The sequence below is a fragment of the Lederbergia galactosidilytica genome (assembly GCF_017873565.1).
GTDB classification, from domain to species: Bacteria; Bacillota; Bacilli; order Bacillales; family Bacillaceae_C; genus Lederbergia; species Lederbergia galactosidilytica.
In genome coordinates this window covers 17,812-41,162 of record NZ_JAGGKH010000010.1, presented here as the reverse complement: position 1 = coordinate 41,162, position 23,351 = coordinate 17,812, and the positions used below count along the sequence as shown (strand labels likewise).

The following is a 23,351-nucleotide window of genomic DNA, read 5'->3' as shown; positions in this document are numbered from 1 at the left end:
AGTTCAGCTATCTTTCGAGGGGACTACTTTAAGTTTTCTTTATCCGACCGAACCTCAAAGTTATTAATCAAACGTTTGATTAATAAGGAAACAGTTAATTTTTAGGAAGGTGGATGAAGAATGGGCGCAAAATGTACGAAAAATTATGGTCACTCTCACCTGCTTCTCTCATCTATTTATTATCGATTTCCTGCTTTCATTAGTCTTTATTAAAATTCCGAAGACAGATAGTGTTTTTACGAATTCAGTGGGAGTACAGAAGCAAGACAAGAACAAAACACTATTTATTTCCGACTACTTCTACTAAATAAACAATGATGCTGGTGGACTAATCGGCATTTTTAGTTATTTCAAATACGGGATATACAGGCAAATTGAAATGGTTGGGTCCTATGTGATCTCTTTTATACGCTGATTGGCTAATCGCAGGTAGAGGGAAGATTAGACAGATAAAGGTCTATTTTAGTCATTCTATATAACAAAGTTTAGACCAGGTGGAATTGTCTCTTTGTTCAGCAAAATTCGCGTTAAGCCATGCGCCATTATATTTTTTGTGGAATTGGGGAATACTGGGGTCGGGAATATTTTGCAAATATTGCCCGGGAAATGGGAAGTTTTCCAAGTTTCGACGATTGGTGGTGGCAAGAAATTTTAAATAAAAAGATTTTAAAACGAAAAATTAATTATTTGTTGAATCCGATGACGAATTATCTGCTTAAGGCGGGGCATCGGCGGGTGAATCAGTACGCGTATTTTTATGAAAAAATGTCGATTAAGGAAAATACGGTTTTATATGAGAGTCGAGATGGAAAAAGCATGACAGACAGCCCATATGCGATGTTTCGTTATATGTTGGAGCATCCTGAGTTCCAGCATTATACCCATATATGGTCGATAGAAGATGAAAGGGCGCTTGAGCCAATCATAGCAAGGTATAAAAAGTATTCGAATGTGCGGTTTGTGAAACGCCATTCTCGTGCTTATTTGCAAGCCTTGGCGACATGCGCTTATTTGGTGAATAATTCCACATTTCCTTCTTATTATCTTGCAAAAGCGGGGCAAATTTATGTGAACACATGGCACGGCACACCTCTAAAAAAGATGGGGTATGATATTCCAGGTGATCCTTCCCATTCACAAAATGTTGTGCGCAATTTTTTAAGTTCAGATTACATATTAAGCCCGAATTCTCATACTACAAACGTCTTTTTAAATAGTTTTAAATTAGCTGGTTTATATAATGGCGAACTTTTGGAAGAGGGCTATCCAAGAATTGACTGGACTGTCAATGGACATCTACAGGAAGTGTGTGATCGTTTGCGAGAAATTGGATTGGCAGTTGATACTGGGAAGCAGACTGTCCTATATGCGCCGACATGGAAAGGGACTGATGTCGGTAATGTTAATGACGATGTATTACAAATTCATGCCGATATTCAAACATTAGTGAAAAAATACGGTGATCAATACAACTTTTTGATTAAGGTTCATCCATTTTTATTCGAAGAAGCGGGGAAATATCCTGATATCCAAGATTATCTAGTCCCTGATTATGTTGATACCAATGAATTACTCGCGGCTGTGGATGTATTAATCACTGATTATTCGAGTATATTTTTTGATTTTCTCGTAACAGATAAGCCGATTCTATTTTACACATGGGATTTGGATGTGTACAACGAGGAGCGGGGCCAATATTTACGACATGACGAATTACCAGGCCCCTTACTTTTTACGGTTAGAGAACTGGCAGAGGCGCTGGAAAACATCAAGGCAATTCAGGCTACATTCCAAGAAAAATACCAAAGAGCGAAACAACGATTTACAGGTCATGATGATGGGCATGTGACAGAGCGAATTATCTCCTATATTTTTCAAAATAAGGGACAGGTGAAGGCAGTTAATAATTCTCATACGAAAAAGGAGAAAATCCTGATTTATCCAGGTGGCATGCGCAATAATGGGATCACTTCATCCTTTTTAAACTTGATGAATAATATTGATTATGAGCGGTATGATGTGACATGCTTTACGGCGGCACCCCAGTCTGCAGAGGCATTGAATAATCTACGAAAAGTCCATCCGAATGTAAGGATGTTGTTCAAGCCTGGGCTTCCTGTCTACACTTTTTTCGAAGTGTATCAAGATAAGCTTGTCCATAATCGCGGTAAAAATGGAACTTTGGCTAATCGTTTATTCCCAGAGCAAGCATTTGCGAGGGAACATCGGCGCTTGTTTGGAAAAGCGCAGTTTGACTATGTGATTGATTTTAGTGGATATAGCCTATACTGGGCTAAATATTTATTGCCAGCAGAGGCGAAGCAGAAGATCTGTTTTATGCACAGTGATTTATGGGCGGATAGTGAAAAGGTTGTGAATGGCAAACGCCCACATCGTGTTAATTTACGAGGGTTATTTTCTGTCTATGATCAATTTGATAAAATTGTCGGCGTTTCCAAGGTGAATATGGAAGTAAATCGGAAAAACCTACTTAAATATGCGGATGATGAGAAATTCGGATATGTTATGAATTCCCTTCATGCAGAGAGAATTTTACATCAGCCCTTAGAAGAAGAGTTTGAAGAGGAAACAATCGTAGAAAACTTTAAAGCACGGGCTATTTTAAAAAAGGGAAGAAAAGTTTGGAACACCCTCCCTTTTTCCGAAGATGCTAAGTCCTTGACATTGGAGGAGGAGTGGATGGACAAAGAGGTTTCAATATCACGAAAAGCGACAGATCAAACCCAAGTTTATTATAAATGTCATCTTGAGCACCAATTCATTGGCTGGGTAACAGCAGATTCGATCGAATGGATCGAAGATAAAGTTTTACAAGAAAAAGAGGTCAATCAAATCGGTAAAGTGATTAGGCCAAAAGGAAATCAAATTTGGACAAAGCCTTATCGCGTCACTGGCTGTGAAAAGGTTTCAGGAAGTGCAGATTATCGGGGACTCCTCGTCGAGATAGACAGAGAAGCGAAAACACAGCATGGGACCTATAGTCGAATCGCTGTTAAAGGAACGATCATTGGCTGGATTGATCAAAGAGCCCTCCATGTATATGTCCCGTGTACTCTAAAAGAAGGGCAATCCACCATCGAAAAAGCCCAGGTGCTGGCGAAAAGAAATGTTTTACTGGCAAGAAATGAGCAGAAAAATCGCGAAATCTTACGGAATTTATCTAATCGTACCTTGCGAGAAGCGAGAATTGTGAAACCTGTATTTGCCTACATTGCGAGACCTGAAAAGCATTTGATTTGGACGCACGCCTATCCCCATTGGAAAGCAGAGGCGATAGGACCGGCAAAATGGTTGGAAGGGGAAGTCGTCACCATCCATGCTGTTATGGAAACAAGAGCTGGCCATTTTTATTTATTTTCTAAAGATGAGAAAAAAATTGGCTGGTTAGATGTGCATGTCTTTGAAAAAATTACTCGTCCTACGAAGATTCGTGAGCGGAAAGTATCCCAGCTAGCCAAATTGACATTAGATGGAAAACGTGCCATTTGGTCAAAGCCCTATGGACTTGAGGGAGCAACAAAAATTGTCGATTTTCAAAAATACAATGGAAAAATGGTTGAAGTGGATCAGGAAGTGATCACTCAGAAAGGGAGATCCGCTCATATATTAGTGGATGGTCAGGAAGTTGGTTGGGTAAATAGAAAGGCATTAAAGGTGAAAGAGGAATTTGGCTTTGAGGTGGATGGGCGTTATATCCCTGAACCAGATGAAGAAAAGACCAACTTTGTCCATATGGGGCGCCTATCACCAGAAAAAGGGCAAGACCAATTGATCCAAGCCTTTGCCCGCTACCATCAGCACAATCCGAAAAGTGCCTTATATATCATGGGAGAAGGAGCATTGAAAAAGGACCTCCAAAAGCTGATTGAGGAATTAAAGATGGAAAACGCCGTATATCTCTTAGGCCAAGTGGAAAGCCCCTTCGCCTTAATGAAAAAATGTGATGCCTTTATCTTATCCTCCCACTACGAAGGCCAACCTATGGTCTTATTAGAAGCCATGACCTTGGGCATGAACATCATCGCCACCGACATCGTTGCCAACCGCAACGTCCTAGAAAATGGAAAATTCGGGCTTCTCGTCGAAAACAGTATTGAAGGACTGGAAAAAGGCATGCACCAAGTATCAAATCTCCAACCCGCCCCATTCGACTACCAATACTATAACGAAATCGCCATGGAAACCTTTTATCGAGGGTTGGAGTAGGAAGAGGTAGCAACCGACTGGGGCCGGTTGCTTTCCTTATGGATGGAGAGCGGGGCTTGAAATGGGGCTCATACGGAATAAATGGGTTTCTCATAAGCTAAATGGGTTTCATACCCAAAGTATGGGCATTTCCAAGGGAAAATGGGCTTCTCCGTCCGAGAATGGGTTTCTCAAGAGGAAAATGGGCTCCTCACGAGAAGAATGGGTTTCCCGAAAGAGAAATCGGCTTCATGTACTGAGAATGGTTTCAAGGTAGAAAAATGGGTGTTCTCCGTCGTGGAGTAATTGTCTGCTCCACAAGTTCCGTTTTTCGCTCACAATCACTCTTTTTTAATTAGATTATTATTCTGCTCCCTATAGCGTGTGGGAGTAATGCCAAAGAAATTTTTGAATGATCTTGAAAATGAATAGATGTCAGAGTAATAGAGGGATAAGGCGATTTCACTTATATTATTGGGTGTTTCGCTGAGTAATTGTGCGGCTCTATTCATTACCTTTTTTCGAATATATTGATGGGGGCTTATCCCCAACTTTGTGGTAAATGTGTTTGAGAAATGAGTTCTATTAATCCCTACGTATTTTGCGACATCTGCAACGGAAATTCCTTCACTATAATATATGTCAATAAAGTTCTTTCCTTTGTTCAACCAGTTTTCTTCTGTGGTTGGCTGAATAATATGTTTTTTTCTGACTTCCTCATATAATTGGTCGAATAATTCATAAATCAAACTAATCTTCTTAAAGTACATGTTTTCTTCATAGACCTGAAACAATTGGATTAAGCGTTGTAGAGTGTCTCTACTGAGTGTTGTTAAGATGCCATGAAGACATGTTTTCTCTTCTGTAATGCCTAACATTTTTAGTATTGATAAGGCTTGTCTTCCATCAAAGGCGACCCATGCCATCTCTAGTGGCAGCTCCTCGGATGTATAATAGGAATGGGTGTGATTGGAATACAAGCAAAAAATATCTTCTGACTGAATTGTATATTTTTTTCCTTCATCAACATAAGTGCCTCTACCTGCTAAAACAAAATGTAAACTAAAATAAGGGATAAAGCGAGGACCAATTTGATAGTTTGGTTTAGCTTTATTTTGACCAGCACGGATAATGTTTAATCCTCCAGCATTATCTACCAGAGTAGGAGTATAAAACCAATGTTCTGCGTACTCATGTCCGTATTCCTTCATAAATCTAACCCCTTCTTATTTATTCTTTCACTGATACATCAGTAATGTTAAATCGAAAACAAACAAAATGATAAATGACTATCAAACAAAATGACATTTAAACTTATATTTAATCGTTTACAATGAACGTTATAAATTGTTTGGCCAAACAAAATATCATTAAGTAGCATATCATATTTTAATTTAGCTAGGAGGTATTTTTTTGGATTATTCTAATCTAATTTTTACTGTAACCTCATGCATCATAATTATGGTGTTAATATCAATTTTCACATATTTTAAATCTCGTGGCGAAACGAAGAGTTCGGACGGTTACTTTCTTGCGGGGAGAGGGCTAACAGGAGTATTTATTGCTGGTTCAGTACTATTAACCAATTTATCTGCTGAGCAATTAATTGGACTTAATGGACAAGCCTATCGTTCAAATCTATCAAATATGGCTTGGGAAGTAACAGCTCCAATTGCGATTGTGATCATGGCTTTGTTTTTACTACCTAAATATTTGGGGGGAGCATTTACGACTTTACCTGAATTTTTAAGTAAACGCTTTGATACAGGTGTTCAACAGATGACGGCCGGCTTATTTTTATTAAGTTATGTGTTCGTTTTGATACCATCTACGTTGTATTCAGGTTCTTTGGCTGTTTTGCAAATATTCAATGTGCCTGAGCTCTTTAATATTTCCTATACCACCTCCATTTGGGTAATTGTTTGGATCATCGGAATTATTGGCTCATTATTAGCTGTGTTAGGAGGCGCCAAAGCTGTAGCGGTTTCTGATACTGTCTATGGAATTGGCTTGTTAATTGTGGGGATTCTTGTTCCGGTGCTAGGTTTCTTCGCCCTTGGACAAGGGGATATGGTTGCAGGCATGAAACATATAGCGGTGAATAATCCTGAAAAATTAAATGCAATTGGATCTTCCGCAGATTCCGTCCCATTTGGAGCAATTTTTACAGGTTTAATTTTTGCCAATCTTTTCTACTTTGGAACAAACCAATACATTATCCAAAGATCTTTAGGAGCAAAAAATTTAAAGGAAGGTCAGAAAGGAGTTCTATTTTCTGGTTTCTTTAAACTAGCGATTCCACTTTTCATGATGATTCCCGGTACGATTGCTTTTCATTTATATGGTGGGAATCTTGAAAATGTAGACCTTGCCTATCCGACCATTGTCACGAATTTATTGCCCACATATTTATCTGGTTTTTTCCTAGCAGTTTTACTTGGGGCGGTTTTTAGCACGTATAACTCTTTATTAAACAGTGCTTCCACAATATTCGCCTTAGATATTTATAAGAAAAAAATAAATAGCCATGTAACAGATGTACAAATGGTGAAAATTAGTAAAATTTTCGGGTTGATTGTCAGTATTATTGCTCTTTTTATTACCCCTCTTTTACTCAATGCCCCTAATGGCATTTGGGATTTAATTAAGCAATTTAGTGGGTTTTTTAACATTCCGATCATTGCGATTGTATTGGCAGGGCTCATATTTAAAAAAGTCCCGGCTATAGCTGCTAAAGTTGTCATTATTTTTCATGTGACCCTTTATTATTTGCTTGTATGGGGGACAGAGCATCTCTTTGGAATTAATTTAAATATAAATTTTATTTATGTATACGGTGTATTATTTTTCGTAGAAATTTTTATCATGCTGGTTATTGGTAAATTTAAGCCATTGTCAGAACCATATCAGTTTGAACGAAATCATAAAGTCGAAATGGTTCCATGGAAATATACTATTTTCACATCGATTTGGTTAATTTCTCTTGTGGTATTAATGTATATCGTCTTTTCGCCTATTGGGTTTGCGTATCAAAAGGGTATTGTTTCCCCAATGTTTTTACCAGTTATCCTTATCCTGCTTGGGTTAACGGCTGTTTTAAGCTGGTATTCTATTAATCGCTGGAATGAAAAATACTCAAAGTTTCTAGATAGAGTTGCATAACAACATGAGGAGTGTAGATAAAATGAGTTCATCTTCAAAGCGTCCCAATATCCTATTAATAACAACTGATCAACAACATTGGAATACAATTGGTGCGTTTAATTCCGAAATTGAAACACCTAATTTAGATCGTTTAGTAAAGGAGGGGACGACTTTTACCAAAGCTTATTGTCCCAATCCGACTTGTACACCCAGTCGAGCTTCAATGATTACCGGGATGTACCCAAGTCAACATGGGGCTTGGACGTTAGGTACTAAACTACAAGAGGACCGTCATGTGGTAGGAGAGGACTTTCAAGAAGCTGGTTATAGAACCACTTTAATTGGAAAGGCTCATTTTCAACCATTACATTCCACCGAGGAATATCCTTCGATAGAAGCATACCCAATCTTGCAAGATTTAGAGTATTGGAGAGAATTTAACGGTCCTTTTTACGGGTTCGATCATGTAGAATTAGCTCGTAATCATACAAATGAAGCCCATGTTGGTCAACATTATGCATTATGGATGGAAGAAAAGGGGCTCTCAAATTGGAGAGATTATTTTCTTTCCCCTACAGGGAATATGGATCCACATGAAACCTATAAATGGAAACTTCCAGAAAAATATCACTATAATAATTGGATTGCAGAACGCTCGAATGCCATGCTAGAAGAATACAAAAATAATGACGAGAATTTCTTTTTATGGTCAAGTTTTTTTGACCCGCACCCAGAATATCTAGTGCCTGAGCCGTGGGACACAATGTATGACTCAAAGGATTTAACGATCCCTAAGGTCACTCCTAAAGAACATGAAAAAAATCCGCCTCATTTTAGGAAAACTCAAGAAGATGCACCTGACTTTTCCGATCTGTACGAAAGCGGTAAAGAAATTCATGGCTATCGTTCCCATCATTATTATGAGTATGGATCTAAATTTAAACTAACGGATTATGATAGGAAAAAAATTGTCTCCACCTACTATGGAATGATTAGCATGTTAGATAAATATGTTGGTAAAATATTAGACAAATTGGATGCATTAGGCCTAGCAGAAAACACTATTGTCGTCTTTACAACGGACCATGGGCATCTCTTTGGCCAACATGGCATGCAAGCAAAAGGTGGATTTCATTATGAAGACTTAATAAAACTTCCATTTATTGTTCGGTATCCTGGACATGTTCCAGAAGGACGTGTCACTTCCGCCATGCAATCATTAGTCGATCTTGCGCCAACATTCCTATCATTTTGTAATGTTCCGATTCCCATTTCTATGACAGGAGTGGACCAAAAACTAGTATGGCTAGGTAAAAAGGAGCTAGCAAGAGATCATATCATCTGCGAATTTCGTCATGAAGCGACAAAGATCCATCAAAAAACGTATGTAAATGAACGTTATAAATTAACTGTTTATTATAATCGGAATTATGGAGAATTATTTGATTTGGAAACAGACCCGGGAGAAATCAATAACCTATGGGACAACCCAGCATATGCATCACTAAAATCGGAGTTATTCCTTCGATATATATGGGCTGAACTTGGAAAAGAGCCTATTTATATGCCAAGAATATGGCATGCTTAAAATGAAGAAGCAACCGGCAGCGACCGGTTGCTTTCCTTATGAATGGGATTATAGCATGAGAATGGGTTTCCGAGAGCGGATATATGTTACTTTCAAGATTCTTCGTACAAAAGCTAGGGATTCCTTAACTCAATTTTCCCATAATAGAAGGGAGCACATTCCAATGTGCTCCCTTACCATTTATAGTTACGACAATGACGCGATAAGAATTTCATAGCAACCACCATTGAATAAAAAGGTAATCCCGGCTGCGATGATGATTCCGTTGGCGAAACCAGGAAGTTTTTTCTTTTGCTCATAAAAAATTAGTGGGATGACGTAGATGAACTGGGCCAGGTCGATGAGCATTAAAAAGGCAATAAAGATATCGGACACTTACCGTTTAACGAAGAATCTCTACCACTTCATTACAATTCATAAACATTAGGACAAAAGGAAGGGGGAATGGGTTCCTCGTCCGTGAATGGGTTTCTCCGCAAATAAATGGGTTTTATGGACCAAGAATGGGGTTCGCGAAGGAAAAATGGGTTTCATGAACTTCGAATAGGCTCCTCAAGAAAGAAGAAATCTATAAGGAAAACAATCGGCGCGCCGATTGTCTCCTCTTAATCAAACGTTTGATTAAAATTACAACAGGTAAATAACATCTTTTGGTATAGTATAAAAGTAATATATTTTAAAGGAGAAGGAAGCAGCATGAGGAAGATTGTCATAATGTTAGCATTGCTCTTATTGGCAGGGTGTTCGGCTGAGTCAGCGGATGCACCGAAGAACCAAGAGAAAAAAGGGGAAACGCCAGCCAAGACCATTGAATATACGGTTGATGAATTAAAGGAAGTAACTGGCTTAGATGAAATGATGGAAGAAGAGTGTGAAGGGTTTTATTCACAGTTTGAACAAGCAAATTTACGAGGGGAAAAGCATAAGCCATCCCTTATGGCGATATGTGGAATTTATAGTTCTGAAAATGGTGCTTGGGAAAAGACGTATCTAAAGATTGCTGATCCATATGATGATGGGGAGGATGCTTGGATTTTTACAGAGGTAGGAATGACTATAGCTCATCCAATCAGTTTTATTGGAAATATTAAAACGGAGGATGGAAAGGAGATTGCGATTCTAAATACGACTGAAAATGATTCAAATTCTGGAGCAGTCCAATTTCTTTACATTTATTATGATGAGGATAATGTTTCTTCAGGTTATGAAGTGGTCCCAAGTGAAAACACGATCTATGGGAACCTGCGCATAGAAGACAATAAAATTATTGTGGATGATAAAGTAGTGACTGAAACCTTTACATATAAAGATGGAAAATTTGTGAGCAAAGCGGAATTAAAGGAATTAGCTAATACTGCGGAAAAAATCATTTACTATGATAAGGATGAAAATGGAAGTCTCGTATTTTCAGAGGTAGGCGCACTAGATGTACAACCAGGTGATCGGATTAGCTTTCGCAGGAAACGTCCGCTTCAGCTTGATAAATTTCAAATTCGTGGTGGCTCCCTTGAATTAGATACAGAAGATGTAGAGACGTTTATTGTCACTGAGGAAAGTATGGGGACGACGATCGTAGCAGGTGAATATCCATTTTACGATATGACGGAATTTACGATTGGGAGATGGTAATGTTTACCTCCATGAAGAGCGGGAATACAAATACTAGACAAACTTCTTGGAGGTGCTTCAAATGGCAGAAAAATACAAAACTGGTGAAAAAGCTCCTGAAAGTGGTAAGTTTAAGGTGGACAGCCTAGTCAATGGGGACTCCCATAATGATGACACAACGATCGATATTGAAAAAGGTGAACAATTCCCACCATCCCCAAGTAGTCGAGATGCTGCCTACTGGGTGAAAGCATAAAGATAAAAGCGGCCTTCCTGATTATATCTCAGGAAGGCCTTTCGTTTGTAATGGTAGAAAAAAGATAGAAGGACTTTCGGCAAGAAGCGCGAATCCTATAAGGGAGAAGAACCATTCTTTCTCGAAAAATGAGGAAAGGTGTAATAAAAACCATGATTAAAAAAAGACGGTCCAAACCACTAGCTTTGGAAGCGATTGAAGCGGCTGATAGAAGATTACGGGAGAACCACCGCAGCAAGCCGGTCCTTATCAAGGAAATGAACATCCGTCGCGCGGGCTATCGCGGCGAAATGGCAATGGATTATCCACTCTCATTTTTAAATAAGGATGATTATTATATTCTACATGACCTTCGCCTCCCCAATCATGTTGGTACCTACTTTCAAAATGACTCCATTCTCCTATCTCCATCCATCCTCATCCCTCTATCTGTGAAAAACTTTCGGCATAAGGTCATTTTTGAAGAAGCGACAAAGCAAATGATTCACCATGTCGATGGTTTGGAACAAGGGTATGCGTGTCCCACAATACAAGCCGATCATCATCAAACACAATTGGGGCAATGGCTAAAAATAAACGGCTTTCCGCAGATCCCTATTCAGCCATTGATTGCATTTAGTAACCCAAGTACCATCATCCAAATCAATGGGGACGCCCATAACTACCAACATGTCTTCACAAGCAATCAATTACCCTCTAAAATCACCCAACTTGAAAAATCCAACCGTGCAAAATATCTAAGTAGGAAAAAGATGAATGAACTCAGTTCAGAATTCATCAAACAGCATACCCCTCTCACATATGACATCATGAAACAATTTGATATCCGACCGGAAGAAATCTTAACGGGCGTCCATTGCCCAGATTGTGGTTATTTAGCTATGAAACGAGAATATGGAAAATGGCGCTGCCCCAAATGTCAATATACTTCAAAAAAAGCTCATATCAAGGCCCTACGTGACTACTTTCTCCTATTTAACTCTTCCATTACCAATGCTGAATGTCGTAGATTTTTACATTTACAATCACGCCATCAAGCAAGATCCCTATTAAATGAATATGAAGTAAAGAAGAAAGGAAAAACCCGTGGCACCAAATATATTTATGTAAAAGGAAAATAGATAGGTAGAGAGCAACCGGCTCGCCGGTTGCTTCCTTATAGAAAAGTCCAAGGTGCAATTTATCGGGAGTCCCGCAATAAGCTACCAAAGTTGCGCATAAAAATGGAAAGTCGCGCAATCTCCATGGTAGGTTGCGCAATCTAAAGGGGAACTTGCGCAATCCCTCTCCGAAGTCGCGCAATGAATGGAATGAAAAGTCCAATCCAAATAAAATCCTCCCTAAAGAAAAAAGGTCCACGTGCTCACGCGCCCAAGGTACAATTTATCGGGGGAGTTCCGCAATAAGCTACCAAAGTTGCGCATAAAAATGAAAAGTCGCGCAATCCCCATGGTAAGTTGCGCAATTCAAAGGGAAACTTGCGCAATCCCCGTGGAAAGTCACGCAATCCCTCTCCGAAGTCACGCAATCAACCCCATTAAATCTTCTCCATAAAAGCTGGTTTTGAAAAATAATACTTGACGATTTGTTTAATTCATTGTATTTTGGTATGTATTATCAGTTATTAAAATAAGAAAAAGTATAGATATATTCAAGTGGAAATAATTTGAAATTTCCTATAATAAAGTACTTAGATCAGGAAGGTGTACACGATGTTGAGAAGGGTTGAGTCAATTACAGAGTTGGTAGGGGACACCCCACTGGTCCGGTTAAACCATCTTAATCCGTCAGGAGGGGCCGAGGTGCTGGTGAAGCTGGAGTATTTTAACCCAAGCCGGAGTGTGAAGGATCGGGCTGCCTATAATATGATTGTCGAGGCTGAGCGAGCTGGGCTTCTGAAAGAAGGGGCGACAATCATTGAGCCGACTTCCGGGAATACTGGAATTGGTTTGGCCATGAATGCGGCGGCGAAGGGGTATCGCACAATTATCGTGATGCCAGATTCATCGACACTGGAGCGGATTAATATTTTAAAAGCATATGGTGCAGAGGTTGTCCTCACACCGAGCGCGGAAAAAATGCCAGGCTGTATTCGCAAAGCCGAGGAATTAGCGGAAGGTATTCCCAATCATTTTATTCCGATGCAGTTCGAGAATGAGGCGAATGCGGATATTCATCGAAAAACGACGGCCCAGGAGATTATCGGAGCGATGGAAGAACACGGGAAAAAGTTAGCCGCCTTTGTCTGTACGGCGGGAACGGGTGGAACCATTACGGGCACAGGGGAGACACTAAAAGCATATGATTCCAACATCACGGTGCATGTTGTCGAACCAGCAGGATCTCCAGTTTTATCTGGCGGTGAGCCTGGAAAGCATAAACTAGTCGGCACAAGCCCTGGCTTCATTCCACCGATTTTAAACACCGATATATATGATGAGATTATTCAAATACAAGATGAGGAAGCTTATTCGACAACACGAGATTTAGCTGCAAAAGAGGGACTATTACTAGGACCTTCCAGCGGAGCATCCGTATTTGCCGCTTTACAGGTTGCGAAACGCTTATCATCAGATCAAACTGTTGTCTGTATTGCCCCAGATTCAGGGGAACGCTATTTATCAAGTGATGTGTTTCAGTCTTAATAGAAAAACAAGGGGCAAATGGATGAACAAGGATAGAGGATAAAGGAAAAACGGTTAAGGATGCGCCGTCCTGGCGGCAGTCTCAAAGCGCAACGTCCTGTTGCTTCGCCTGCACTAGTACATCCATGTACGTTGCAACGCCGTTTTGAACCACGGCGTATGGGCCTCCGTCCTAGCGGCAGTCTCAAAGCACAACGTCCTGTTGCTTTGCCTGTACTAGTCGCAACGCCGTTCTAGCCAACGTCCTGTTGGCTTAATTCGCAAGACCTGCGTTCTGCAGGCCTCTTTTTTAAAATATAAACTGGAGTAAAACGCTTGGTTTAATAATGTATGGAGGTGAAGGTATGTATCTCAGTTTAGAAGGGATAGAGAAGAACTTTACAAATAAGCAGAATAAGAGATTGCTTGTTTTAGATAATATTGATTTAGAGGTTGAAAAAGGTGAGTTTGTTTCGATTGTCGGGCCTTCAGGTTGCGGAAAGTCGACATTACTTTATTTAATTGCTGGGCTAGATAAGCCGGATAAGGGAAATATCGAAGTCCAAGGTAAAAAAATTGATAAACCGAGTCCTGAACGGGTCGTCGTGTTTCAGGAAGCGGGATTGTTTCCGTGGCTAACGGTTTTAGAGAATGTTACGTATGGCTTGTTATTGAAAAAGATGTCGAAACAGGAAGCAGAGGAACGGGCGCGGAAAGTGTTAAAAATGGTGCATTTAAGTCGGTATGTGGATTCTTATCCACATCAGCTCTCTGGTGGGATGAAACAAAGGGTGTCAATCGCCCGCGCACTCGTTATGGAACCGGAAGTTTTATTAATGGATGAACCGTTCTCTGCCCTTGATGAACAAACGCGGATGGTTCTCCATCGTGAGTTATTGGAAATTTGGCGCGAAACAAAGGTGACGATTATTTTTGTGACTCATAATATTCGCGAAGCTGTCCAATTATCGGAAAAAATTGTCGTTATGGCCACACGCCCAGGCCGGATAAAGGAATTAATCAATGTCCCGGTTACAAAGGATGGTATCATGCCGGATAGTGTCACCCTCCATACTGAACAGCGTGTCCTAAATATCTTGCAAAATGAAATTGAAAAAGTGTTGAAGGAGGAGATGGGGGATGACTATCGCTTTTCGGCGAATCAGTTTCATCGTGATCATAGCGGTGATATGGGAAGCCACATCTAGATTATCGGGACTACCGGATTTTATGTTTCCATCGTTAATCCAAGTGTTTGAAACATTATACAATGGCATTATCAATGGACAAATCCTCGTTGCCATTGGAAAAAGTCTAAGTCGACTATTAATCGGTTTTTCGATTGCGATTGTGTTGGGATTAATAATGGGTTATCTCATTTGGCGCTATAAATTGATTGAAGACACACTTGGTTTTCTCGTTACAGCCCTCCAATCGATTCCAAGTATCGTCTGGTTCCCGCTAGCGATTATCTGGTTTGGATTAAATGATATGGCGATTTTATTCATCGTCACAATTGGTGCAACATGGACGATGACTACAAGTGCAACAAGCGGCTTTAAAAATGTGCCGCAGTTATACCAAAGGGTGGCGAAAACCTTTGGCTCAACAGGCTTTCACTTTATTCGCACAGTCATCTTGCCCGCCTCTGTACCACAGCTTTTATCAGGCTTACGTATTGCCTGGGCATTCTCCTGGCGCGCATTAATGGCTGGAGAATTACTCGGAGCTGGTGGGGGACTTGGTCAATTACTAGAAACAGGACGCTCATTAGGGCAAATGGATTTAGTCATCTCCGTCATGATCATGATTGCCGTCATCGGTACGATTATCGACCAAATTGTCTTCACCCGTCTGGAACGTTCTGTCCAAACCAAATGGGGTGTCGCTTGAGTTTGGTAAAAAGTATTTCCTAGTACACGTAATGTTTCATCCCAAAAAAAGGGATCTAAGCATGGAGAATGAGCTTCATGCCATGCAAATGGTTTTCATTTCAACTAAATGGGTTTCTTAGCACAGGTAATGGGCTTCATAACGGAAAAATGAGGATCTAAGCATGGAGAATGAGCTTCATGCCTTGAAAATGGTTTTCATTTCAACTAAATGGGTTTCTTAGCACAGGTAATGGGTTTCATCCCGGAAAAATGAGGATCTAAGCATGGAGAATGGGCTTTATACCATGTAAATGGTTTTCATTTCAACTAAATGGGTTTCTCAGCACAGGTAATGGTTTCATTCCGGAAAAAAGGGATCTAAGCATGGAGAATGGGTTTTAGCCATGGAATTGGGGTTCATTTCAACTAAATGGGTTTCTTAGCACGGGTAATGGGTTTCATAACGGAAAAAAGGGATCTAAGCATAGAGTATGAGCTTCATGCCTTGAAAATGGGTTTCATTTCAACTAAATGGTTTCTCAGCACAGGTAATGGGCTTCATAACGGAAAAATGAGGATCTAAGCATGGAGAATGGGCTTTATGCCATGTAAATGGGTTTTATTTCAACTAAATGGTTTCTCAGCACAGGAAATGGGCTTCATAACGGAAAAATGAGGATCTAAGCATGGAGAATGGGCTTTATGCCATGTAAATGGGGTTCATTTCAACTAAATGGTTTCTCAGCACAGGAAATGGGTTTCATAACGGAAAAATGAGGATCTAGGCATAGAGTATGAGCTTCATGCCTTGAAAATGGGTTTCATTTCAAATGAATGGGTTTCTAGACAAGAAAATTGGGTTTCCATCCTTATAAAAAGGCCCCAACCTACGAAAAATGGGTTTCCTAATGAACAAACTCAAAAATTATATACGTCATCGAAAATAGAGGAGAAATGTAATGAAAAAATTATGGATCGGTTTATTGCTAATCATCTTTTTAGCAGGTTGCGGAAATGGAAAATCCGATACAGTGAAGATCGGTTATTTTCCTAACTTAACACATGTTGCCACGATTATTGGTTTGGAAAAAGGATATTTCCAAGATGAACTTGGTAAGGATACGAAAATTGAGACAAAGACCGTCAGCAATGGTGGCCTCTTTATGGAGGCAATGACAACAAAAGCCATTGATATTGGAACAGTTGGGCCCGGACCAGCGATTAATTTCTATGTGAAAAATCCGCAACATCATATTGTGTCAGGTGCTGTCAATGGGGGAGCGGTGCTAGTAGCTGGAGAAAATAGTGGAGTCGAGACATTAGCTGATCTTGACGGAAAAAGAGTCGCCATCCCAGTGATCGGAAGTACACAGGATGTGATGTTACGTAAAGCTCTTCAAGACGTTGATCTTAATGTAAAAGAAAATGGTGGCACAGTGGAATTATATGCTGCAGCGCCTGCTGACACGGCCTCTTTATTTGTCCAAGAATCGGTTGATGCTGCTGCTACTCAAGAACCATGGGGATATGTACTAGAAACTCAAGCAAACGGCAAACTCTTATTAGATTGGGAAAACTTTGCCTGGGGAAAGGATTCCACCAACACGGTAGTCGTGGCGCGGGAAGAATTTCTTAAAAATGAAGAACTTGTAGAAGCTTATCTGCGCGCCCATCAAAATGCTGTTACCTTTATCCGCGAAAACCCAGAAGAAGCGCAAGAAATTGTCATCAAGCATATTAAAGATCTAACAGGGAAAGAGGTCAACGCCGAAGAAACAGCCGCCGCATTTGAACATTTAGAAGTCACAACAGATGTGAATGAACAAGTGATCAAAGAAATGGCGGAAATTAGTAAAGAAGCGGACTATATAGAAAGTGATGATATCGACGGACTAATCAATCTCGACTATCTGAATAAGTAAAAGAATAATCATACGGAGGCAAAGTCAAGCGCTTTGCCTTCTTTTGAAAAATATTATTTAAAAATTCAATAAATGAACCGTGCTCTATGGCGATTAACGCTACGGGTACGGAATGAAAGGGAGAGCGGATGAAAAGGTTGGTTGTTGGACTGCTATGTTTAATCGTATTAGGTGGGTGTGAGGGCAATAAAACAAACACTATCAAGATTGGTTATTTTCCCAATCTCACCCATATCGTCACAATGATTGCTTTGGAAAACGGCTTTTTTGAAGAAGAATTTGGTGATAATCAAAAGATTGAAACGAAGATGGTCAATAATGGTGGTTTATTTATGGAAGCCATGACAACAAAAGCGATCGATATTGGTACAGTCGGTCCAACGCCAGCAGTTAATTTCTATGTGAAAAATCCGCAACATCAGATAATCGCAGGTGCTGTTAATGGGGGAGCAGTGTTAGTAACGAAAGAAAAGAGTGGAATAAAGATAGTAGCCGATCTTGATGGAAAAAGAGTCGCCATCCCAGTCATTGGTGGGACACAAGACATTATGCTGCGTAAAGCTTTGCAGGAAGTGAACCTAAAGACAACAGAAAACGGCGGCACTGTTGAACTATATGCCACCGCCCCAGCAGACACCGTCTCATTATTTATGCAAAACTCGGTTGACGCTGCTGCCATCCCGGAACCTTGGGGCTATATACTTGAGACACAAGCAAATGGCGAACTCTTATTGGATTGGGAAAACTTCGCTTGGGGGAAAGATTCCACCAGCACGGTTGTAGTGGCAAGAGAAGAATTTCTTAAAAATGAGGAACTTGTGCAGGCCTATCTACGTGCCCATCAAAAAGCGGTAAACTTTATCCACGAAAACCCTGAAGAAGCACAGGAAATCGTGATCAAGCATATTCAAGAATTAACAGGCAAAGAAGTCAATGCGGATGAAACAGCTGTCGCCTTTGAACACATAGAAGTGACCACAGATCTTAACGAACAAGTCATCGAGGAAATGGCAGAAATTAGTAAAGCAGCAGGTTATATTGATAGTAATAATATTGACGGACTAATCAATCTCGATCATCTTAATGAAGTAAAAGAATAGAGGGAAAAGGGCAAAGCTGGCCATAGCTTTGCCCTTGTTCTTGAGTCAACCTGCGATGCTGTTTGTATCCTGGTATCAGTTCAGTATAAATGGGGCGCTTGCGGGGCAAATGGACATTCCACTCGAGTAAATAGGTCTCCAGCAGATTATTGGATACCTTATCCGGACCCTCCCCCCAAAAAAAAAAAACCAGCAGGGTCTCAAATCCCCTGCTGGTCCATCACGTGTAACCAGCGCACTGGTTACCTTCAGGAAAAGAACGATCAAGAAAAGATAGAAGCGATGGCAAGAGTTTAAATCAAGAAATGGTGAACAACTGTCTGCATACAAGGGAAGTCACTGGAAAAGATGTAGAGTGATTAGCACAGATCATATTTCCGAGATACTAAGGCATTATCGGATGTGCCAGCCACTAAAATAATATTCATCCGTAAACGGGTGCAATTATCCAAGACAAGGAGTGGTTTTAAGACAAAGCACCCGTCCCTATTCCCCCTGAGCGTGCATTCCGTCCGCATACAAGCTCAAATGCATGAGACTGAAGTTCCCATCATTTCCGTACGAAGAAATTGCGTTCAATGAACGCAACAACAGACCAATCATAAAGCACGAGCAGTGGATCAGAACAAACCTTTTCCGTTAATTAGTAGTCACAGCAGTCATCGTGATGATGACGACGCTCAGCAGCCTCTTCACGGCGTCTACGGCATCTTCTACACTTACATACGAAATCGAAATCAGGTTCACGATCCTCTACGCCACCAACTCCAACTTCACGGCACTTACACACGATTTCCCGTGGTCTTCTCCGTCTGTCCTCAACGCCACCTACAAAATCATCGTCATGAAAATACATATACATATCTCCCCTCTGTTAGTAAAGGCCGGCCGACCTTACTATATACTACGGAAAAGCAGCTATTTAGATTGTACAAACAATCCAGTGTAAACGAGGATTTTTTTAACTTCATGACGAAATATTAGAAACCTCCACATAAAAAAATCGTAATCAGCTTCCCCATCTGCTAGGAGATGGAAAAGCCAATTACGAAATTTAAATACTTACCCTTAAATACCTAGGTCTATAAAACTAATTTATTCAAAATATAACCTCCGCATATCAAAAGGCCTATGTCATGTATTTACTTAGCAATGAAATACTCCTGCAAATACTCAAACCATACTTCATGGCCTTTCTTGTTCGGCGCACTTTCTCCACTCACGACATAATCAGAAGCATCTTCTGGCCAGTTTTCCCAATGGTTAAGATAAGGAATCTCATGTGCCTGCGCATACCTTTCCAAATCTTCCACTTGCATCGGATAAATACTGGAGTCAGGAACAGGGCGCGCTGGTTGTAAAAGCACGACCGCATCTGGAAGTGCCTCAAGGAAGCTGTCGATATTGGCGTGATTCTCATCGACATCGACAATCCCATTGTCATTTAGAATAAATGGTTCATATAAGACCAATTTAGGACTGAAATCGACAACATCTTCATACTGTTCCTCATCAATAAACTCAGTTGAGGTTGAGTCATATTCAAACAGCTTTACATCGACAACATCTTCCCCATAGCCTTCCTCTAAAGCCTTCTTCAACATCGCAGCCCAGCCATCATCACCGCCTAGAGCGAGGGAACCGACAAGCGCAATCGAATAAGATTCCCCTTTTTCAATCGCTTCCTGCAAATCCGTTTGCGCCGCATCTGGCCAATTGCTTGCTAATTCAATGACCGTAGGGTCCACGTCCTTCTCTTTCTTTTCTATTTCCTTTTTGTCTTCTTTATCAGCTGAGTCTGAACTATCATCATTTTTCAGGGTCTGATCCACTTCAGAAGCGACGACCCCAGTCCGATCCTTCCAATATAAATAACCTGAACCAAGAAAAACCAGACAAGCCAAAATAATAATGGCTGTCAATAAATTTCGCATCGTTTTAATACCCTCCTAATTTTAAAAACTAGATTCATTGCATATCCTGGCAAAAGATTCTAAGAAAAGATGGAAAAATACCAGTTTAAAATATTACATACTATGCTATAATAATACACGTTAATAGAATAGTCGACAATCATCCAGGGAGGATATTATGGAAGAAACAATCAGTCTAAAAGAGCTGATGCAGACACTACGCAAAAGAATGACCTTAATTGTACTGATTACAGTCGCTGCAATGGTCCTGAGTGGAGCTGTCAGTTTTTTTGTGCTTACACCAATCTATCAATCTACAACGCAATTATTAGTGAATCAATCCAAACAAGAACAGCCTGCATATAATGTCTCGGAAATCCAAACCAATTTGCAGTTGATTAATACATACAATCAAATTATGACAAGCCCAAGAATTTTGGATAAAGTCATTGCAGATTTGGATCTTGGTATGACTGCAAGTCAATTAAAAAATAAAATCAGTGTGGAAAGTGCGAAGGATTCACAGGTTGTAAATGTGACTGTGCAAGATCCTGATCCAAATCAAGCGACTGGGATTGCCAATAAAGTCGCAGAAGTATTTGAAAAAGATATTGTTGATCTAATGAATGTCGATAACGTGAATATCTTAACAAAGGCAGAAGTCGGGGCAAATGCTTCACCAGTTAAACCACAACCGCTATTGAATATAGCAATTGCTGCCATTGTCGGTTTAATGCTAGGAGTGGGAATAGCCTTCTTACTTGAATATCTTGATAATACGGTTAAAACCGCTGAAGATATTGAAAAATTGCTTGAATTACCGATGCTTGGCGCTGTTGCCAATATTGAAGACCAAAAGATTCAAAGAAAAGTCAATAGCAGCCGTAATGCAAGAGTAAGGAGTGAGCAAGTTGGCTAAACAAAATTTGAAACCACAATCGGGAAAGCGGAAGTTAGTTGCTAAGGCAAATCCGAAATCGCCGATCTCTGAGCAATATCGGACAATTCGGACGAATATTGAGTTTTCCGCTGTCGACGAGGAAATTCGCACCTTAATGGTAACATCTTCAGGTCCGGCCGAAGGAAAATCGACAACAACGGCTAATTTAGCTGTTGTGTTTGCGCAACAAGGGAAAAAGGTACTAATTGTTGATGCGGATATGCGGAAACCGACGGTCCATTACACATTTGGTGTGACCAATACAATCGGATTAACGAATGTGCTCACACGTCAGGCCACTCTAGAAGATGCCGCTCGGTCCACTGATGTAGAAAATTTACATGTTTTGTCATCTGGTCCAATTCCACCCAATCCAGCAGAATTGCTAGGCTCCAAAGGGATGCAGCTCTTCTTTGAGAAAGGTAAAGAATTATACGATATGGTGATCTTTGATACACCACCAGTACTGGCAGTTACGGATGCGCAAATTTTGGCGAATAAATGCGATGGAACCGTGCTGGTAGTCGCAAGTGGTAAAACAGAACTAGAATCTGCGCAAAAAACGAAGGAACTTTTAGCAGCTGCGCAAGCGAAATTACTCGGCGTTGTACTTAATAATAAGAAAATGGAAAAAACGGATTACTACTATTATTATGGTACAAATTAATGCTTAATAAATTCTTTATTGATAGAGTGTCAAGTATTTTGTGGATAATAGCCCTGATGTTTTTTAAGGGGAGAGTTCTCTATTACTAGAGAAATTCAAAGTTTTTCTTTTTTTAGGATACATTGAGAGTCACAAGTTGAATAGTCCAAAATGACCATTGTAGTTATTTTGGACTTTTGGGTTTGCTAGAGATATCAGGAACACTCTTGGAATAAAGGCTAGCGTATTGGAGTTAATTCCATTTAAGAAATGATTAATTCAGAATGCCATTTTTTATACAAGAAATTATAGACTAGTTATGAGATGATTTATAGGCTGTTACGCTCTTTTTTTGTTTCACTCAGTGAGAAAATAGAAAGCTAACTGAAGGAAAGTTATATTATTTTAGTAGAAGGGAGAAGAGGTAAATGATTGATATCCATTGCCATATACTTCCTGGCGTAGATGATGGCGCAGGTCATTATACAGACAGCTTATTAATGGCGAAACAGGCAGTCAGTGAGGGGATCCATACAATTATTGCGACACCCCATCATAAAAATGGTCATTATGTCAATGCAAAAGCAGATATTATCGAAAGAGTGAAGGGGTTAAACGAATACTTACAATCAGAGAATATCGATCTTGAGATATTACCAGGTCAAGAGAATCGCATTTACGGGGAAATCATGGCGGACTTTGAAGGAGGAGAGATCCTTACTCTTGGAAATGCCTCCCACTATTTATTTATTGAACTTCCAACTAATCATGTGCCACGTTATACAGATCAACTTTGCTATGAGATTCAGATGAACGGATTAATTCCAGTGATTGTCCATCCAGAACGCAACACGGAATTAATCGAACACCCGCATAAACTCTATGAATTAGTTAAGAATGGTGCAGCATCCCAAGTAACTGCTGGGAGTCTCACTGGTTATTTCGGCAAGAAAATACAAAAGTTTAGTTTTGATTTAATAGAAAATAATTTAACCCATTTTTTAGCCTCAGATGCTCATAATACAACAACTCGCGGGTTTAAAATGGCAGAAGCCTTTGATTTAGTCGAGGAAAAATACGGCCTTGATTATGTTGAGCTATTTCTGCAAAATGCGGAAGTGATCCTAGATGGACAAGATATTGATCGCGATATTCCGAAGCCAATTAAAAAGAAGAAATTTCTAGGACTTTTTTAACCAATAATGTATTGGTTAAAATGGTGCGTCCTTAGCTCTATACCCGTTTATAAGAAGAAAAGAAGTCAGCGTCATCGACGTTTGTAAAGCTTTATTAATATATTGAGTAACTCGAAGGGACTGGATCTAAAGGTGGATAGTATTCGGTTATGTCTCCTTTCCGTTATCAACGGAGGCACTCGACCATCCTGTGGGAGGAGGCACTACTCCTCCTTAGACACATTTGTTGTCAAAAGGGCGGTGTGAGGCCGGGTTAGATGCCCATGTTTTATTTACTTCATTACTTAACGAAAGATCATGTACATACATGATCTTTCGTTAGCTAGTGAAAACA

General features: G+C 40.1%; 17 protein-coding genes. 14 read left to right on the top strand and 3 right to left on the bottom strand.

Translation table 11 applies throughout. The annotated features are described in order from the left end of the window. The first annotated feature begins 534 nt into the window (after positions 1–534). Entirely contained in the window at positions 535–4,227 is a 3,693-nt protein-coding gene (locus tag J2Z23_RS11785) for a CDP-glycerol glycerophosphotransferase family protein (RefSeq protein ID WP_238482739.1), read from the top strand. A gap of 320 nt (positions 4,228–4,547) precedes the next feature. Here the strand turns inward: J2Z23_RS11785 and J2Z23_RS11780 are convergent, their stop codons facing one another. Beyond that, entirely contained in the window at positions 4,548–5,417 is an 870-nt protein-coding gene (locus J2Z23_RS11780) for an AraC family transcriptional regulator (RefSeq protein WP_057982486.1), read from the bottom strand. 202 nt (positions 5,418–5,619) lie between these two features. On the opposite strand from J2Z23_RS11780, the gene J2Z23_RS11775 reads away from it, so the two are divergent. Beyond that, the gene (locus tag J2Z23_RS11775; RefSeq protein ID WP_083492312.1) at positions 5,620–7,368 is read left to right on the top strand and encodes a solute:sodium symporter family transporter; all 1,749 of its coding nucleotides are present in this window, start codon (positions 5,620–5,622) and stop codon (positions 7,366–7,368) included. 22 nt (positions 7,369–7,390) lie between these two features. Then, on the top strand, positions 7,391–8,938 hold the full coding sequence (locus J2Z23_RS11770) for a sulfatase family protein (RefSeq protein ID WP_057982484.1): 1,548 nt from the start codon (positions 7,391–7,393) through the stop codon (positions 8,936–8,938). Positions 8,939–9,124: 186 nt separating this feature from the next. Here J2Z23_RS11770 and J2Z23_RS11765 read toward each other — a convergent pair whose 3' ends face one another. Next, on the bottom strand, positions 9,125–9,313 hold the full coding sequence (locus J2Z23_RS11765) for a hypothetical protein (protein ID WP_209974023.1): 189 nt from the start codon (positions 9,311–9,313) through the stop codon (positions 9,125–9,127). 321 nt (positions 9,314–9,634) lie between these two features. Here J2Z23_RS11765 and J2Z23_RS11760 point away from each other — a divergent pair, with 321 nt between their 5' ends. The 8 genes from J2Z23_RS11760 to J2Z23_RS11725 all read left to right on the top strand — a co-directional run bounded on the left by J2Z23_RS11760 (position 9,635) and on the right by J2Z23_RS11725 (position 18,322). Then, a complete protein-coding gene (locus J2Z23_RS11760; RefSeq protein ID WP_209974022.1) occupies positions 9,635–10,567 on the top strand; it encodes a hypothetical protein in 933 nt (310 codons plus the stop codon). A 61-nt stretch (positions 10,568–10,628) separates the two neighbouring features. Continuing rightward, entirely contained in the window at positions 10,629–10,802 is a 174-nt protein-coding gene (locus J2Z23_RS11755; protein ID WP_057995879.1) for a YjzC family protein, read from the top strand. A gap of 152 nt (positions 10,803–10,954) precedes the next feature. Then, the gene (locus tag J2Z23_RS11750; RefSeq protein WP_057982478.1) at positions 10,955–11,923 is read left to right on the top strand and encodes an NERD domain-containing protein; all 969 of its coding nucleotides are present in this window, start codon (positions 10,955–10,957) and stop codon (positions 11,921–11,923) included. A 591-nt stretch (positions 11,924–12,514) separates the two neighbouring features. Continuing rightward, a complete protein-coding gene (gene cysK, locus J2Z23_RS11745) occupies positions 12,515–13,447 on the top strand; it encodes a cysteine synthase A (protein ID WP_238482738.1) in 933 nt (310 codons plus the stop codon). A gap of 344 nt (positions 13,448–13,791) precedes the next feature. After that, positions 13,792–14,634, top strand: coding sequence for an ABC transporter ATP-binding protein (locus tag J2Z23_RS11740; protein WP_057982476.1), 843 nt, complete (start codon positions 13,792–13,794; stop codon positions 14,632–14,634). Then, entirely contained in the window at positions 14,567–15,319 is a 753-nt protein-coding gene (locus J2Z23_RS11735; RefSeq protein WP_057982474.1) for an ABC transporter permease, read from the top strand. Before J2Z23_RS11740 ends, J2Z23_RS11735 begins: the two co-directional genes overlap by 68 nt. A gap of 940 nt (positions 15,320–16,259) precedes the next feature. After that, positions 16,260–17,222, top strand: coding sequence for an aliphatic sulfonate ABC transporter substrate-binding protein (locus tag J2Z23_RS11730; RefSeq protein WP_064468865.1), 963 nt, complete (start codon positions 16,260–16,262; stop codon positions 17,220–17,222). Positions 17,223–17,350: 128 nt separating this feature from the next. After that, entirely contained in the window at positions 17,351–18,322 is a 972-nt protein-coding gene (locus J2Z23_RS11725; RefSeq protein WP_209974020.1) for an ABC transporter substrate-binding protein, read from the top strand. Positions 18,323–19,464: 1,142 nt separating this feature from the next. Here the strand turns inward: J2Z23_RS11725 and J2Z23_RS11720 are convergent. Continuing rightward, complete coding sequence (locus J2Z23_RS11720; RefSeq protein ID WP_209974018.1) at positions 19,465–20,256, bottom strand: SGNH/GDSL hydrolase family protein; 792 nt, start codon at positions 20,254–20,256, stop codon at positions 19,465–19,467. Positions 20,257–20,413: 157 nt separating this feature from the next. On the opposite strand from J2Z23_RS11720, the gene J2Z23_RS11715 reads away from it, so the two are divergent. The 3 genes from J2Z23_RS11715 to J2Z23_RS11705 all read left to right on the top strand — a co-directional run bounded on the left by J2Z23_RS11715 (position 20,414) and on the right by J2Z23_RS11705 (position 23,017). Then, positions 20,414–21,154 carry a YveK family protein gene (locus J2Z23_RS11715; protein ID WP_209974017.1) on the top strand — a complete coding sequence of 247 codons (741 nt, stop codon included), beginning with the start codon at positions 20,414–20,416 and terminating at the stop codon, positions 21,152–21,154. Next, positions 21,147–21,842 (top strand): CpsD/CapB family tyrosine-protein kinase, encoded by a 696-nt coding sequence (locus J2Z23_RS11710; RefSeq protein ID WP_238482737.1) that lies wholly within the window; start codon positions 21,147–21,149, stop codon positions 21,840–21,842. The genes J2Z23_RS11715 and J2Z23_RS11710 overlap by 8 nt, the downstream gene beginning before the upstream one ends. Positions 21,843–22,249: 407 nt before the next feature. Then, positions 22,250–23,017, top strand: coding sequence for a tyrosine-protein phosphatase (locus J2Z23_RS11705; RefSeq protein ID WP_064468870.1), 768 nt, complete (start codon positions 22,250–22,252; stop codon positions 23,015–23,017). Positions 23,018–23,351: the final 334 nt, after the last annotated feature.